4 protein-coding genes are annotated in these 16357 nt (G+C 59.9%); 1 reads left to right on the top strand and 3 read right to left on the bottom strand.

What is annotated here, in order from left to right; translation table 11 throughout:
- Positions 1 to 14 precede the first annotated feature (14 nt).
- Positions 15 to 5630 (bottom strand): putative Ig domain-containing protein, encoded by a 5616-nt coding sequence (locus tag ACA064_RS15830; RefSeq protein ID WP_497668952.1) that lies wholly within the window; start codon positions 5628 to 5630, stop codon positions 15 to 17.
- 497 nt (positions 5631 to 6127) lie between these two features.
- Here ACA064_RS15830 and ACA064_RS15825 point away from each other — a divergent pair, with 497 nt between their 5' ends.
- On the top strand, positions 6128 to 6541 hold the full coding sequence (locus ACA064_RS15825; protein ID WP_497668951.1) for an arsenate reductase ArsC: 414 nt from the start codon (positions 6128 to 6130) through the stop codon (positions 6539 to 6541).
- A 249-nt stretch (positions 6542 to 6790) separates the two neighbouring features.
- Here the strand turns inward: ACA064_RS15825 and ACA064_RS15820 are convergent, their stop codons facing one another.
- Positions 6791 to 7519, bottom strand: coding sequence for a Crp/Fnr family transcriptional regulator (locus ACA064_RS15820; RefSeq protein WP_497668950.1), 729 nt, complete (start codon positions 7517 to 7519; stop codon positions 6791 to 6793).
- A gap of 98 nt (positions 7520 to 7617) precedes the next feature.
- Positions 7618 to 16302, bottom strand: coding sequence for a glycoside hydrolase family 94 protein (locus ACA064_RS15815; RefSeq protein ID WP_497668949.1), 8685 nt, complete (start codon positions 16300 to 16302; stop codon positions 7618 to 7620).
- Between the last annotated feature and the right edge of the window lie 55 nt (positions 16303 to 16357).

Raw genomic sequence — 16357 nt, 5'->3', positions numbered from 1 at the left:
GATGTGGGCTTAACTCAGGCTGTAAAGTCGCTGGCGTGCAGCTCCTTGACGCCCACCAGTTCGAATTCGAACTCGGGGCTGGCGTCGGTGTTGACACTGCCATAGAGAATGCCATCGGCAAAGCGCAGTTGGCCGGTGGCGTTGGCAGGGTCGAAGGCGTTGGTGGCGATGAAGGTGAAGGCGTCGACAGCGGCGGTCAGCGGGTTGGCGTCCAGGCCGGTGAAATCCAGATGATCGCCCTCGGTGCTCTTGAAACCGTTGATCACATCGCGCAAAGCCCCGACGCCCATGTCCGACAGCGCACCAAACGCGTAGGTATCCGCGCCAGTGCCACCGGTGAGGTTGTCGGTGCCTGCACCGCCGATCAGCCGGTCATCGCCCGAACCGCCCACCAGCGTATCGTTGCCCGCACCACCGTTCAGAACGTTCGCGGTGCTGTTGCCCGACAGACTGTCGGCGTAGGCGCTTCCCGTCAGGTTTTCGAAGAATTTCAGGGTGTCGAGCCCGGAGCCCACGGTGTTTTGTTGCGCTGACGTCGAGAGGTTTACGGTAACGCCGGACTGGGCGCGTTCAAAAGACACCGTGTCATTGCCATCGCGCCCGTCCAGCACGTTGTTGCCGGCACTAGCGAACAGCGTGTTGTCCAGCGCATTGCCCGTGCCATTGGCGGCACCAGCACTGTCGATATACAGATGCTCGACGTTGTTGCCGAGGGTATAAGCCGCCAGGCTGCTGTGCACACTGTCGATCCCTCCAGCCATCACATTGCTGTTGGTTTCGATCACGGTGTCGTCGGCGTTGTCGACATAGTAAGTGTCGTTGCCATCGCCACCGCTCATGCTGTCTGCCCCTGCGGCACCATCGAGCACGTTGTCGGCGGCATTGCCGGTGATGAAGTTGCGCCGCTCATTGCCGGTGCCGTCGATGTCCGACACGCCGGTGAGCACCAGGTTCTCGAGATTGGCGCCCAGCGTCCAACTGACCGAGGCCTGCACCGTATCGATCTGCGAGGTCGAGGTGTTGGTTTCCACCACGCTGTCGAACGCGTTATCGACCACATAGATGTCGTTGCCATCGCCACCGGTCATGGTGTCGGCGCCCAGGTCGCCATCCAGCGTGTCGTTGCCCGAGCTGCCCACCAGGGTATCCGCCTGGTCGGTACCGGAAATCATCCCGCCCTGGTTCTGGGCGTTGTCGAAAATGTCCTGCACGCTGTTGTTGTCGTTGGGGTTGCCTTGGGAGCCAAGGTCATCGGCAATGTAGTCGGCCAGGCGCTGGCCGACGATTTCCGCCGATTCCTCGTGCAGGTGCCAGACGTCATCGGGATACACCAGCGGATCGACTTCGTAGCGCAAGGGCAGGTCGGTGTAGTCCACCGCCAGCTTGACGTCAGCGCGCTCGGCGGCGATGGCTTCCTGGACGGCGCGGACATAGCCAACCCCCTGGACGATGGAGGCAATCTTCTCTTCCGAGTAACCACGGGCACGCGCCGCGTCCTGCTCGTAGTGACCGGTTTCCATCATGTACACGCTGAAGTTGCCGAGCTGGGCATGCAGGTAATCAAACACCTTCAGGGTCGCGGCCTTGTAGGCCGCGGCTGCCGCTGGTTTGTCCGTGGCGCGGGCGATCTCCTGGGCGCCTTCCTCGCCCTGGCCCCAAATGATGCCCATGGTGACGTTATCGATGGATTGCAGTTCGGTGAGCTGGTCCCGCAGCAACGCTACGGCACGCAACAGCGCAGGCCCGGGTTGGTTGGTGTCGGTCAGCCACCAGCACAACTTGAGTTCCTCGGCGCCCAGGGTCGACAGGCCGGTGACCGTGCTGCCACCCACCGCGATGTCGATGCCGTTGCCATCGGCATCGGTGAACTGGCTGCGCACGTCATAGGTGGTGTAGCGGTCCAGGTCTTTGACCAGCATCGAGGTGCCGGACTGATCGTCGTCCTCCGTCATGCGCAGCAGGCGCGCATTGGATTGGCCGAGGGTGGGCAGGTAGAGGATGTCCTGCTGGGCGCGCTCGCCGAACACGAAGTCGCTGGCGGTCAGGGTGTTGAGGTAGTTGCCGTTGAGGGCGATTTCAAAACGATTGCCATCGGCATCCGCTTCGGCGGACTTGATGTAGGTCTTGTCGCCGGCTGCGTTGAGGGTCATGTACAGCGTGCCATTGCTGCCATCGCCGAGGCCGAGAAAGCCAAGGCCCGAAACATTGATCTTGTCGACGCCCACGGTAAAGTCATAAATCGTGTCGGTGACCGTGACACCGCCGGTGTCGTAGTCGCGGTAGCTGTCGAGTACGTTGGTGTAGCGGAAGGTGTCGGCACCGTCGCCGCCGTACAGCGAATCGCGTCCGGCACCGCCGTCGACGATGTCCGCGCCGGTGCCAGCCTTGATTGTGTCGTTGCCACCGAGGCCGAGGATCAGGTCTGCGCCCGCCGTGCCGTTGAGGCTTTCGGCGTTGTTGGTGCCGGTGATGGTGTTGGCGGGCGCATCGGCCACCGCCAGGGCGAAGCTGTCGCTGACCGACGCACCTGAAGGATCGGTGGCCTTGACCAGTACGTTGTAATTGCCGGACGCAGTGCTGGTTGGCGTGCCGGTGAACGTCAGGCTGGTGGCGTTGAAACTCAGCCATGCGGGCAGGGCTCTGCCGTCGGCGAGGGTCGCGGTGTAGGTCAGCACATCCTGGTTGGCATCGGTGAAGCTGTCGTGGGTCACGGTGTAGTTGAACGGCGTGCTTTCGGTGGCGTTCTGGTCGAGGAGGGGGATGGCCACCACCGGCGCTACATTGCTGGGGGTGTTCTGGTCGGCGAAGACAAAATGACTCGCCGTCAGGCTGTTCACCAGGTTGCCCGCCAGCGACACTTCGAAGCGGTTGCCGTTGGCGTCGACGGTGAGATCCTTGAGGTAGGTGCGGTTGCTCGAAGCGCTGTAGGTCACTTGCAGCGTGCCGTTCAGGCCATTGCCCAGGGCCGTGTAGCCGAGCGCCGAGACATCGATTTTGTCGGCGGTCACGTCGAAATCGAGGATCTGGTCACTGGCACTGGTGGAACCGGTGCGGTAGCTGTCGAGCTTTGAGGTGTAGCGGAATACATCGGCACCCGCGCCGCCGGTGAGTTTGTCCACGCCGGTGCCGCCGACCAGAATGTCGTTGCCGGCGCCGCCATTAAGGGTGTCGTTACCGGCGCCACCGAACAGTTGTTCGTTGGCTGCGGTGCCGGTCAGCGTGTCGTTGTTCGGCGTGCCATTGATCACAGTGGGTGCGGCGGGTACGTCCTGCACGGCGAGGGTAAAGCTGTCGCTGACGGTGGCGTTGCTGCCGTCGGTCGCGGTGACCTGTATGGAGTAAGTGCCCGACGCGGTGTCGCTGGGTGTGCCGCTGAACGTACGAGTGGCTGCATCGAATGTCAGCCAGCTGGGCAGGGCGCTGCCATTGGCCAGTTTGGCGGTGTAGCTGAGGCTGTCATTATCCGGATCGGTGAAGCTGGTGGCCGGCACCACGTAGCTGAACGGGGTGTTTTCGGTGGCATTCTGATCCAGCAACGCCGTTGCCACCACCGGCGCATGGTTGACCGTTGGCGAAGTGGCAAAGACGAAATTGGCGCTGGTCAGCTTGTCGAGGTAATTGCCGTCCAGCGCCACCTCGAACCGGTTGCCATTGGCGTCGGCGGTCAGGGACTTGATGTAAGTCTTGGTGCCAGCAGTATTGAGCACCAGGTACAGGGTGTTGTTTTTGCCGTCCCCCAGGCCGGTGAAACCCATGGCCGAGAGGTCGATCTTGTCGGCGGTGATATCGAAATCGGTGATCAGGTCGCCAAGGTTGGCACCGCCGGTGTTGTAATTGCGGTAACTGTCCAGGCGATTGGAGAACACAAAGATGTCCGCTCCGGCGCCACCGGTGAGGGTGTCCATACCGGCACCGCCGTCGAGCTTGTCGTCGCCCGGGCCGCCACTGAGGCTGTCGTTACCCGCCAGGCCGAGCAGGGTGTCGGCCGAATCACTACCCAACAGCGAGTCGCTGCCGCTGGTGCCGGTGACCACCCGATTGAAAATGAAGTTGCTGGCGGTCAGGGTGCTGGCGAGGTTGCCCGAGAGAATCAACTCGAAGCGATTGCCGCTGGCGTCGGCATCGTAGTCCTTGATGTAGGTGCGGTCGTTGCTGGCGCTGTAGCTGACCTGCAGGGTGCCGCCACGGCCATTGCCCAGGCCGGTGAAACCGAGGCCGGCGAGGTCGATCTTGTCCTGGGTGACGTCGAAGTCGGTGATGGTGTCATCGAAGCTTGCGGTTGCGTTGCGGTAACTGTCGGACTGAGCGGCGAAACGGAACGTATCGGCGCCGGTACCGCCGGTGAGTTTGTCGATGCCTGCACCACCCACCAGAATGTCGCCACCGGCTCCGCCATTGATAGTGTCGTTGCCGGCACCGCCATAGAAAATCTCGCTGGCGGCGCTGCCCAGCAGGGTGTCGTTGCCAGCCGTACCTTGCACGGTGGTCATCGGCACCGTGGCGCTGACGTAGCTGCCGTCGCCATAGACCAGCGTGGCGCCCTTGCTGGTGTGGCTGATGGTGTTGCCGATGATGGCGTTGCGATCAGTGCCGTCTTCATTGCGCTCTGCAACGCCGTAGGTCGACAGGTTGCTGCCGCTGATGATGTTGCCCTGGATCGTGTTGTCGCTGCCGTTGAAGTACTTGCCGGACACCCCCAGGGTGTCGTCGTAGGACTGGATGATGATTTCCGGTACGGGGTTGCCCAGGGAATTGTTGTTGAGCGTGTTGTCGATGATCTCGACGTGGTTGCTGCCGTAGATGCGGATCCCGGCGCTGGTGTTGTCGTGGATATCGACGCCGTCGACGGTCACGTCGCTGGACAGTTTGATCAGCACCCCTTCGGCGCCGTTGCCGTACACCTCGCCACCGGTGATGGTGATGTTGCTGGGGGAGGGGATGTCCTCGCTGCCGCGCTGCACCACGATGCCATTGCCGCCATTGTTGTAGGCAACGTTGTTGGTGAGGGTGAAGTCGTGGGTACTGGTGACGACGTTGAAACCGTGCCGGTCATTGTCGTAGGCGACGTTGTTTTCGAAGGTGCTGTCGCTGAGGAAGTCAGCAACGAAGCCGTCCAGGCCATTGCCGTGGGACACGCTGTTCTTGATGACCATGTTGACGGTCTGCTCGTGGGGGTCGAAACCGTACCCGGAGCAATCCTTGATCTCGACGCTGTCGAGGGTGACGTTGGAGTCGTAGCCTTCTTCGCCGGGAATGTAGCCGTTGAACCAACCGTCGATCTTACCCGTGGTGTGGTCACGGTTGCCATCGATGGTGAGGTTGCTGACGCCGAAGTCGTGGGTTTCCTCGCCATAGGCGGAGCGGATGACCCCCGTGATCTTGGCGTCGGAGCCATCAGCCACCTTGACGGTGGTTGCGCCCATGCCGTCGCCGTACAGGTAGACGTTGCTCTTGAGCATCAGGCAGCCGTCGGAAGGTTCCTCACCTCCCGAAACGATATAAGTTCCGGTCGGCATGTACACCTGCCCCCCGCCTGCAGCGGCCGCCGCATCAATTGCACTTTGTATCGCCGCCGTGTCGTCAGTGATGCCATCTCCTTTGGCGCCAAAATTCTGTACGTTGAAAATCATGATCATATCTCCGTATCAGGCTAAAACTTCGGTAGATGCCAATATTCCATCGACTGCCACCGTGTTATGACCCAGCGGAGCGCAAAAGTTGTGACCGCATATCGGGGAGGTGTCAAAAAACCGGACTAGCTGATCAGCGGTTGTGAGGGGTTTCGAAAAAGTAACGTTCTGTTGACGCTCGCTCAGGTAGCGAGCGGTGCCCCTGTGGGAGCGGGCTTGCTCGCGAAGACGGTGGTTCAGGCAGCATTGATGTGACTGACACACCGCTTCCGCGAGCAAGTCGGATCGCCGCACCGCCGCTCCCACAGGTTCCGCGGTGGACTGGCAGATGTGGTTTTCCTTGATTGGCATCAACGCCTATTGGAAATGTTGGCACTGATTGGTTTGAAATAATGCACTGCATCGATTCGAAGTCGGGCGATCAAAATCACTGCTTTAATCAACGATGTCGTTTTTGAAAGCACTATTTCGTTAGGCTGAGGATTGGGGGAAAAGGTATGGCTGACAGAGTCCAGGTGCTGTTCGTCTGCGCCAAAAATGACGTTCGTTCAGTGATGGCAGAAGCGCTTCTTCGACATACTGATTCGTCACACTTCGAAGCCTTCAGTGCCGGGCTTGAGGCAGGTGAGATCGACTCACGCACACTGGAATCTCTAGATCACATAGGTGTCGAGACTACTGGCCTGCGTAGCAAGACGATCGATGAGTTTGAGGGGAGGCAGTTCCACTATGTAATCACTCTGTGTGACAAGTCTTCCGAAGAAGCAGCTCGGATGCCTACTTCCGGCGAGGTGATGGTGTGGAGCTTTGAGGATCCGACGACCAGTGAGAGACATGAGCCTTTTCGTCACGCTCTTCAGGAGATACACGACCGCATCAAAATGTTCGTCACTGTGAAGACCAGACAGTGAAGTCATAGATCTAGGTTCTTCAGTGTGATTTCCGAGCGTGGCTAGTAAGCACTCGTATTGTTTGTTGATGGCTATCAGGGCTGATGCGGGCTGACCGTCGGATCTTCTATTTGAATGATCACTCCCTTGCGCCAGACGTCAGCGCCTGAATCAATAACGGGTGCAGGGAGGTCAGCTCAGGCCGAGAAAAAACTTAACGTCGTGTCCGGGATTAGTTGACCACTGCACAGAGCGAGGGAGGGCTTAGAATCAATCAGAGCGGTGCACGGGAAGGTAGGGGAGTAAACGGTCGGTTTCATTTCTGACCACGGCGTAGCACTCGCAGCTCAGCTGCTCAAGCTTAGGTCTGTCTAGCACGTTGATGCGGCCGCGACTGTATTCGATCACGCCCTGCCTTTGAAGTTTGCCCGCCGCATCGGTAACACCCTCGCGGCGAACACCGAGCATATTGGCAATCAGCTCTTGAGTCATGGTCAACTGATTACCAGGCAAGCGATCAAGTGAAAGCAAGAGCCAGCGGCACAACTGCTGATCTATCGAGTGGTGACGGTTACATGCTGCGGTCTGGGCCATCTGCGTGATTAGGGCCTGGGTGTAGCGCAGCATCAACAGCAGCATTTCGCCATGACGATTGAACTCATCCTTGAGTCGCGGCCCTGGCAGCTGGAAAGCATGCCCGGCACTTTGCACAACCGCCCGGCTAGAGGTGCTTTCACCGCCCATGAACACATCGACGCCCACCAGACCTTCATTGCCAACCACTGCGATTTCCGCGCAGGCTCCGTTTTCCATTACAGAGAGTAGTGAAACGATAGAGTCGGTAGGGAAGTAGACATGGCGAAGCGTATCTCCAGACTCGTACAGCACCTTGCCGAGGGGCAAGGAGATCAGTTCAAGATCAGGGAGGAGGCGGTTCTGGACTTGATCAGGGAGTGCGGCAAGCAGATAGTTCTGTTGTGACTTGAGTGCATCGAACATATAACGCCACCGTTCAGAGAATGAGTCCTTTCTCCCTCAGCCTAGTCCAAAACAGGCGCTCTGTGCGCTATCGCTCAGAGCCCCTGTTACAACTGCCGTTAAGAAGTTGATGTGACGCGCCCCTCATTAACCGCCGTAGATTTCGGGCAAGTCGCCAAAATACGGTGTTCGATCCCATCGTCCAGCAGTCCTAACGTCGCATCGGTGAGTAGCTTGCCATCCAGGCTGAGTGTGTGTGTGGCGTCTTCGTTTTGGCGCACCTCGATGTGATAGAGGGTTGCACCGAACCAATAATGTAGCGTGAAGCCAGGCCAATTGGCTGGCAGCACCGGTTCAATGCGCAGCGAGTTGCCGCAACGTGTCAGTCCCAGCAGTGATTCGACGATCAGGCGATACATCCAGCCCGCCGAGCCGGTGTACCAGGTCCAGCCGCCGCGTCCTGTGTGGGGCGCAACCCCGTAGACATCGGCGGCCATCACGTAAGGCTCAACCTTGTACGTTTCGATTTGTGCAGCGCTGCGACGACTGACGGGATTGATCATGCGCAGCAGCTCCCATGCCTTGTCGCTGTCGCCGAGACGGGCGAAGGCCATACTTGCCCAGACGGCGGCGTGAGTGTACTGGCCTCCGTTCTCGCGTACGCCGGGTACGTAGCCTTTGATGTAACCGGGATCCAGTGCACCCTTGTCGAACGGCGGGTCCAGTAATAACACCACGCCGGTGTCGCGCCGGACCAAGTGCAGATCCAGTGAATCCATCGCAGTTCGGCGCCGTACCTCCGACGCAGCCCCGGAGAGCACCGACCAGCTTTGCGCTATGGAGTCGATACGACATTCCTCGTTATTCGCAGAGCCCAATACCTGGCCATCGTCGAAGTAAGCGCGGCGGTACCAAGCGCCATCCCAACCCTGATTTTCCAGGCTCACACGCAAGGTCACCGCCTGCTCAGTACAACGCTGGGCGAAGACCATGTCGCCTTCCAACTGCGCAGTACTGGAGAATTGCAGCAGCACCTCGTAGCCGAAGAAACCAAGCCACACGCTCTCACCAAGGCCTTGCTCGCCGACTCGATTCATTCCGTCATTCCAGTCTCCGCCCCCCATCAACGGCAGCCCATGGGATCCGCGCTTGAGGCCATGCTCAATGGCGCGCACGCAATGTTGGTAGAGGCTTTCCTGGAGTTGCGAACTGCCAGGCAAATCGTAGTAGGAATCTTCGCCAGCATTGAGTGCGCGTCCCTCGATATAACCCACCACTTCGCTCAGCACGCTACGATCACCGGTGATGTACACGTAGCGGCTGGTTGCCAGAGGCAGCCAAAGAAAGTCGTCGGAACAGCCCGTTCGCACACCGCGACTTTGCGGTGGATGCCACCAGTGTTGTACGTCGCCTTCGGGGTATTGATGTGCGGCGCAGAGCAGTAGGTGGCGGCGCGCGGCAGCCGGGTCGGCATGTATCATTGCCATGCTGTCCTGCAACTGATCACGAAAGCCAATGGCTCCGCCGGATTGGTAATAACCGCTGCGCGCGCAGAAGCGGCATGCGATGACCTGATACATCAGCCAGCCGTTGACCAACACATCGATGGCTGGATCGGGAGTCTGAATTTGTATGGCCCCCAAGGTCGTGCTCCAATGCATACGCACAGCGTCCAGTTCGCCCGCCGCGGCCTTGGCGCCGCGGTATTTCTGCACCAGGTGGGTGGCTGATTTGGCGTCCTGTTCGGCGCCGAGGCGGAACATCACGTCCTGGCTTTCGCCGTCCGCCAGCTCCAGTGCGACCTGCATTGCTGCGCACGGGTCGAAACCACCACCACAGCGTCCAGACAATCGGGCACGAGTCAGTGCTGCCGGAGTTTGCAGGTTTGCGTTGCGACCAAGAAATTCGGCACGATCACCGCTAAAACTGCGCCCCGTCGAGTCCGTGTCGAGAAAGGCGACGCGACCGGAGAACTCGATCGAAAAGGCATTGCGCGCAAACAGCGCGCCACTGAATGGGTCCACCTCCGTGACCACATGCATGGCCGACTTGCTGCGCAAATCCCCCAGTACCCACTCCACGTAGCACGTTGCCGACAAACGCCGCGGCCGGCCGCTGGTATTGCGTATTTTCAGGCGCGAGAATTTGATCGGTGCATCCAGCGCCACATAGACCCACAACTCGCTATGGATGCCGTCCTCTTCATACTCGAATACGCTGTAGCCGAAACCGTGGCGAGTCCGGTAAAGGCCGCTACCTGGGCAGGGTTGCGGGGTCGGCGACCAAAAGTGTCCGGTATCTTCGTCGCGCAGGTACAACGCCTCACCGCTGGGGTCAGAGATCGGGTCGTTATGCCATGGGGTGAGACGATATTCGTGAGCATTCTCGCTCCAGGTGTAAGCACCGCCACTTTCGGAAATCACCGTGCCGAATTGCGCATTGGCCAGCACATTGGCCCAAGGCGCGGGTGTGGGTTGGCCTGGGCGCAGGGTCACTACGTATTCGTTACCGTCCGGGCTGAAGCCACCGTAGGGATTGCTCAATATCAAGGCAGGGTCGGTTTGTGCGGCACTGACCACAGGTGGTTGCTGCACTCGCACAATACTCGGTTCGAGCCTGGGGAGCAGAGGGTCCGCGCGGCGCCGATGGACCTGATCGGCCAGGCTGCCGTGGCTGTCATTGAGTACCAGACGGGCCACCGATAGCATCAGTGTCCGGTCCTCGTTCGACAACTGCTGCGCCGGCCGCACAAAAATCCCGCCAGGACGGTCGACCAGGCTCGCTTCACTGCCCGAGGTGACCAGTCCCATAATCAGGTCTTGCAGTTGCTGGCGATAGCCGGCCTGGTCTTCGTTCCAGATCACCAGATCTACCGACAGGCCTTTCTGACGCCAATAGGCATGAGCTTTGACCATCTGCTGTACAAACTCGATGTTAGCCAGATCGCTGATCTGCAGCAGCACGATGGGCAAGTCACCCGATATCGCCTGCCCCCAGAGGCCGGACTGGTTGCGCCGGTTGGCCACCAGCACGCTGCTCTCGGCCCGCAATGCGGCGTTGGCATAGATGATCGACGCCGCCATCTGTTCGAACAGACGCGCGTCGGCCAGTGACGCGTTGAGCTGACGCAGCAACACCTGGCTATGGGTCCAGGCCAGGTCAAAGACGCGATCGGCCAGATGACGGTCGCGATACTTGTCGATCAGGTGCAGGCAGTTGTCACGGCTGTCGGCAAGGCCAGTCACCAGGTCGATGGTCGCCGTTTGACCAGGGTCCAGGGTGATGCGACAACGTATCGCTACAATCGGATCAAGTACCGGGCCGGCGGTTCCTGACAATTGTTCAACCTCATCATCCATTGCCGCCGGGGCCACGACACTGCGTCCACGACCGATAAAGCGCGCGCGGTCGGTCTCGTAGGAGATCGCATCGACGTGTACACCGTGCGCTGCCAGCAAATGACACATCCAGGGCACTGTTTCCTGGCTGGAGCGCGGTCGACGGGTGCAGATGATTGCCTGCAGCGCACGCAACAGTTCGGTCTGCACGAACAGATTGCTGAAGGCCGGGTGTATCGCGTCGCTGATTGCCGAAGCCAGCACTACCTCGGCGTAGCTAGTGAGTTCTATGCTGCGGCGCACCCGCGCACGGTTGGTGATGTGCAGGCGGCGCAACTCGATATCGTCTTCCGGTGAGACGACAATTTCGGTATGGGTGTCGAAGTCTTGTTCGCGTACGCGGAACTCCGCTCTGGCATCAGTGAAGATGGCTTCGTGGCTTTCCGTTTGGCGCAGCGTCGGTTGGTGCGCGGCGGACCAGAATGTGCCGCTTGTGACATCGCGCAGGTAACAGAACATACCCCAGTTGTCGCAGGTGAAGTCTTCATGCCAACGGGTGACAGCAATCTCGTTGCTACGGCTGTAACCTGCGCCAGCACTGCTGACCATCACATGGTAGCGGCCGTTGGAGAGCAACTGCACCGCAGGGCGTTTGCGGTCAGGATCGGTAAATACCCGCAGCTTGGTCTCATGTAATCGTGATGCCCGGTCCGCAGCCGGCGAACTTGCGGCATGCAGGTATTGCGCGGCGGTCTTCGGCACACGCTCCTGTAACAGCAGGGCGGTCGCCTGGAATTGTGGGTCGGATTCGAAACGTCGCTGCATTGGCCTGTCAAGTAGCAGGCACGTCAGCGCGAGCAGGCTCATACCCTGGTGGTGCGCCATGAAGGAATAGACGACTGCGCAACGTTGTCCGCGCTGCAAGCGCGCTTCGGTAAAGTCCACGGCTTCATACAGGCCGTAGCGCCCGGCCAGGCCCAGCGCGGCAAGTCGCTGCAGGTTCCGGCACGAGGCTTCGGGGGCCACCATCAGCGCCAGGGCGCTGGCATAGGGAGCGACAACGGTGTCCTCGCCAAGACCTCGCTTGAGTCCCAGGCCTGGTACACCGAATGCGCGATACTGGTAGTTGAAGTGAGCATCCTGAGTGTTGTAACCCGACTCGGAAACCCCCCAGGGAATACCCAACTGATTGCCATACTCTATCTGCAAGGCGACCGCTGAGCGGCAGGTCTGGTCGAGCAGGGTGCCTTCATAGTTGGGCATTACCAGCATGGGCATCAGGTATTCGAACATCGAGCCAGACCAGGACAGCAGCACGGGTAGGCCACCGTTGCTGCTGAGCAGTCTTCCAAGGCTAAACCAGCCTTCTTGAGGTAACTGGCCTTGGGCGATAACCACAAAGTTGGTCAGTCGCACCTCCGAGGCCAGCAAGTCGTAATAACCCGTATCCAGCTTGCGCTCGTCGGCGTTATAGCCGATGGCGAAAAGATCGCGCTGGGAATCATAGAGAAAGGTGAAGTCCATGTCCGCCATGGCGTCGGCCAGATTGGCCAGGCGGGTGACTGAGGCAATGCGCTGTACCGCCAGGCGCTGAACGCCCGTCACTTGAGCCTGCTGAGCCGGCAACCAGCGCGCGACATCGAGTTGCGCCAACTGGCGCCAGCTGAGTGCCAATGACTCGGCCCTGTCGATGGCGGGCGGCAGCCTGAAGCGCAGCAGTTCGGCCTGCAGATCCTGACATTGCGCGTACAGCGCCTCGAGCCAGAAGGCGGCTTCGCCGACCGTCGCCGAGTGGCTGAGGGCAGTGGGTGCGCTGATGCGCTCCAGCAAGATCAGGAGAGTCTCGGTGGCATCGTCAGGGCTCGAAACAACCCGAACCTGCGCCACGAGCGCTTCGCTTTGCAGCATTCGCACGTCGTGGTCGTCCAGGCCCGCGGCGAGGAGGGCGTCTTGCAGCACATCCAGGGTATCGATCATGCCGTTGACCACCCGCAAATCAAGCAGTGGCGCATCGATCAAGTCCAACAGCCCTGGGCGCAAGGTCAGTAGCAGTCCTGCCAGATTCCCGCTATCTACCGTCGATACGTAGTGCGGTGGCAGGGGCTTGAGCGTCAAGGTGTCATACCAGTTGTAGAAGTGCCGGCGGTGGCTCTTCAGGCCGGCCATGCTGGACAAGGACTGATCGAGGCGCTCCAGCAGCCGTCCGCCACTCAGATAGCCAAAGTCGTGCGCGGCCAGATGGGATAGCAGCGCCATCCCCATGTTGGTCGGCGATGTACGATGTGCAATGGCAGGGCGGGGCTGGTCCTGGATGTTGTCAGGGGGCAACCAGTTGTCGGCCGGACCGACGTATTGATCGAAGTACGCCCAGGTTTTGCGCGCCAGGGATCGCAGAAAGCGCAGCTCCTGCGCTGAAGGATTGAACTGCGCCCGGGGGGAAGGCCGGCTGAGCCACCAGGCGACGGCCGGGCTCGCAAGCCACAGCAGCAAAAATGGTCCGGCCAAGGCAAGGACATTAGGAGTGGGTAGTAACAGTGCGCAAAGGACCACCGCCAGCAATGGGGCGATCCACATTCCACGGTATAGATCAGACAGTTTGTTGCTGTTGCTGCGTTCCACTTCCCGTGAAGGGTCCCACTGCAACAGACGGCGCTTGCTGATCAGCATGCGCCACAACGTACGGCCGATCGCATCCAGGCTGTATAAGGCTTCAAACGGCAGCCAAACCAGAGGAAGGACCGCCCGCGTAAAGTGTTGGCTGGAGGTGCCCAGGGCCGCTGTCAAATGCTGCTCGATCGGAACGTCGGCGGTTTTGCCCATCAGCTCCTGCAAGGTGCTCGCCAGTGGTTGGATAAGTACCAGGATAAGCACCGCGAAGGTCCACGAAAAAGACTGCATTGCTCCAAGCCAGCCCCACAGCAACATTGCCAGGAAAGCGCTCGGCTCCAGACTGCGCCGAAGATTGTCAAAGATTTTCCAGCGAGCCACGGCACAAAGGCGATTGCGCTCTAGCCCTCCACCTGCCTTGGGCGTCCAGGGCATGACCCAAGGCAGCAACTGCCAGTCCCCGCGAATCCAGCGATGCCGGCGCTTGACGTCGGCGCTGTAACGGGCGGGGTATTCTTCGAACAGTTGCACGTCGCTGAGTAACCCCGAGCGGGCATAACAGCCCTCGATCAGGTCGTGGCTAAGGATGCGGTTTTCCGGGAAACAGCCTTCCAGGGCGTGCTCGAAAGCATCCACGGCGTAGATTCCTTTGCCAATGAATGAACCGTGCTGGAAAAGATCCTGATAAACATCCGAAACAGCGCGGGTGTAGGGATCGACGCCTGCATCGCTCCCGAACAGCCGGGCATAGGAAGAGCGTGCAGTGCTCGGCAGACTGATGCCCACTCGCGGTTGCAAAATCGCATAACCGCTGCTGATATGGCCCTGATGCGGATCGAACACGGGGTGATTTAGCGGGTGCTCCATCGCGCCGATACATTGCTGTGCAACATCACGCGGTAGTTGGGTATCCGTGTCGAGGGAGATCACGTAACGAACGGGAGTCAGTGTCTGGATATCGCCAACGATCAGTGAAAAGCACTCCTGGCCACGGCCTCGCAGCAGGGCATTGAGCTCGGCGAGTTTGCCGCGTTTGCGCTCATAACCCATCCAGGTCTGCTCTGCCTCGTTCCAGCGTCTTGGTCGGTGCAACAGGAAAAAGCGGTCATTGTGTGGGTCGGGGTATTTCTGATTTAACGCTTCTATCAGCCGCCGTGCCAGCAACATCAGGCTCGCATCCTGCTCCAGCTCCTGGGTGGGGGCATCCATGAAATCGGTGAGCAGGGCGAAGTGCAGATTGGCATCCCGATTGGCCAGGAAGCGTACTTCCAGGCCTTCGACCAACTCTTCGACATCTACGCAATGGGCTATCAGGGTGGGAATGACCACCAACGTGCGCGCTTGCACCGGGATACCCTGGCTGTAGTCCAGTCGGGGAAGAATGCAGGGGGGTAGGGTGAGAGTGATCAGCCAATTGACCAGGCTGATGGCCAGGCGGCTGGACATCAGCAACGTAGGTATCGCGAGCAATGCCAGCAGGTATCCAGGTCTTGCGTCGCGATAAACGGCCTCAAGGAAAGGCCAGGCGAACAGCGTTGACAGGATCAGCACCAGACCCAAGTAGAAGGTCAGCGGTGCGCGAAGCAGCAGGCGTGGCCATTGCTCGCCCAAGGGCACTCGAGCGGCGATTCGATGCTCGAGCTCATTGAGCCCAGGGCCCACCAGGTAGTAACCCACATGTCCGGCCACGTCGCCCTCGGGCGGGGGCCTTACCCGGGCATCGGCCAGGGCGATGGCCGCTTGCGCGACGCTTTTTTCAGCCTGGTCACAATTCTTCGCCAAGCGTTCGACCACATGCCGATAGTGATCACGGGTGGCGAAATCCATCCGCGCGTAGATCCCTGCCGGGTCTGTGCGCAACACGTGCTCGACGTGGCTCAGGTGTTCGACGAACTCCTGCCAGTTGGTGGCCGACAGCAAACGCAAGCTGGCGATGCTGTTGCTGATGGACACCTGATCGGCGGCTTGCTGCTGTGCATCCACCTGCACCAGGCGCTCGATATTGAGTCCTGACTCGCTGAGCACCTGCTCGATCCAGGCCAATGGCAGTATCAGCGCGGCACTTTGCCCTTGTAGCCGTCGCGCCAGTTCAGCGACGAATGATGAGCTCATTGGTGGCCCCGAGCGCGCCATGTCAGCCACCGTCAGGACCACGCTTTTGGCATCGCGTTCGGCGGTTTCGATCAAGTGATCGGCCCAGTCATTGGCCAGGTTGCGGTCATCCCAGTTCGCCATGACTCGCGAGGCTACTCGCCGCAGATTTTCGATCAGTGCCAGGCGCAGCATGATCGGAATCGCCCACAATTCACCGAGCGTTAGTGGTGTGATCGTCTGATAGAACACTACAAAACGGCTCAGACTCTCCTCATCGACCCTGCCGTCGCCATGTGAAATGGTCTCCAGCGCGATGTCGTAGACCCGTGGCAATCCGGCCGATGGGCCATCGGCCAATTGCGGCAACTCGCGGCTGTAGCCTCGGGGCAGGTGAGATTTGGTGGTGCGGATTTGTTCTTCGACCAGGTAATAATTGTCCAGCAACCATTCCGCTGCCGGTGTTGCACGCCGGGCGGACAACGGTGCAGTAGTGAGCGCCTTGCAGCTACTGGCTAGCGTCACCTCGTTGTCGGCCAGGCGCGCCAATAGCGAGTCTTTCGCCGAGCGGCCACTGATACGGTGCTGTTGGGCCAGTAGCGTTCCATGGCTGGCCATCTGTTCGGCGCTGAACAACTCCGAGCGCAGCAGTGGTTCGTAATCGAATTTACGATGTGATTCGTTCCACTGGCGATAGTAAAAGGCAGGCAGACGCCAGAACCGGAAGAGGATGTGGGTCCAAATGACTGTCCATATTTTCCTTAACATGACACGCCCTCGACGAATGGCGTGATGAGGGTGGCAGTGCTCACGGCGCAGTTCG

This window comes from Pseudomonas sp. LBUM1658 (assembly GCF_059716055.1).
This window is presented reverse-complemented; position numbering and strand designations above follow the sequence as displayed.

Coding starts and splice junctions, on each gene's coding strand:
- ACA064_RS15830 (WP_497668952.1), bottom strand. CDS start 5,630: ATGATTTTCAACGTACAGAATTTTGGCGCCAAAGGAGATGGCATCACT.
- ACA064_RS15825 (WP_497668951.1), top strand. CDS start 6,128: ATGGCTGACAGAGTCCAGGTGCTGTTCGTCTGCGCCAAAAATGACGTT.
- ACA064_RS15820 (WP_497668950.1), bottom strand. CDS start 7,519: ATGTTCGATGCACTCAAGTCACAACAGAACTATCTGCTTGCCGCACTC.
- ACA064_RS15815 (WP_497668949.1), bottom strand. CDS start 16,302: ATGTTAAGGAAAATATGGACAGTCATTTGGACCCACATCCTCTTCCGG.